The following is a 953-nucleotide window of genomic DNA, read 5'->3' on the forward strand; positions in this document are numbered from 1 at the left end:
CTCGATGGCGAAGTGTCTGGGTTGACTGACCCTTTCTCGATTATTCTATTACATTTTGAACCGGGGGTCGGTCGCCGGAGGAGTAGTTACTCGTAAACGAGCGGGAAGCTCGCGAGGCGCGCCGCCGCGATTGCGGTCAGCCCGCCCGACGTGACCGAATCCTGTGAGCGCTCTGCGTGGCCGCGTTCGAGCCCCGTCTCGTCCGTCACGGGAACAAGCCGGACGGTCATGCCCTCAGGCGACGTCTCGCAGAGGAGGTAGGACTGGGGGAACGAACAGGTCGTCGGCGCCGCGAGCTCCCGAACGCCACGATACTCATCGGTGGCGGGCAGGTGGTAGTGACCTGTGAACACCAGCTCGGCGCCGCCCGCGGCGAGCACGTCGGCAAACGGTTCGGGATCGCGCATCACCGGAGGGAGGCCCATCTCCGGTTCGACTTCGCGGTGGGCCTCGATCTGGTCGCTCACCGGCGGGAAGTTGTGATGGACCAAGATGAGGGGGTTCTCCGCCGTGTCGAGCGTTTCGGCCAGCCACTCCAGCGACTCCGCCGTCACCTGGCCGTCGTGGGACTCATAGAGGCGCTCACTCGTCCCGGAGCTGTTCAGTCCGATGAGGTCCAGTCCGCCGAGTTCAACGTGATAGGGGATCTCCCCCGGACCGTATTTTTCGGCAAACCACGAGACATCGGGGGAGTCGTGTTCGTCGCGCTCCTTGGGTACGTCGTGGTTGCCCGGGACGGCATAGAAGGGAACGTCGAGTCCCGCGAGTGTCTTATCGACGGCGTCGTAGTTCCACGGCTCGCCATCCTTTGTCAGGTCGCCCGGCGAGAGCACCGCATCGACGTTGCGGGTGGCGATGTCCGCGAGTGCGTTCTCGAAGTGTTTGCGGGTGTGTTCAAAGAGTTTGGAGGTCCCCGTTGCACGGACGCCAACGTGCGGGTCGGCGACGACGGC

The 953-nt window shown here is 64.3% G+C and carries 1 protein-coding gene; it reads right to left on the minus strand.

Annotated features, from left to right (window positions below; all coding sequences use genetic code 11):
• Positions 1 to 86 precede the first annotated feature (86 nt).
• Positions 87 to 953, minus strand: an 867-nt coding sequence (locus tag DVK07_RS19680; RefSeq protein WP_121598528.1) for a metallophosphoesterase, incomplete at its 5' end; no start/stop codon positions are given.

It is taken from the genome of Halorubrum sp. Atlit-26R (assembly GCF_003666015.1).
In the GTDB taxonomy this organism is placed as follows: domain Archaea; phylum Halobacteriota; class Halobacteria; order Halobacteriales; family Haloferacaceae; genus Halorubrum.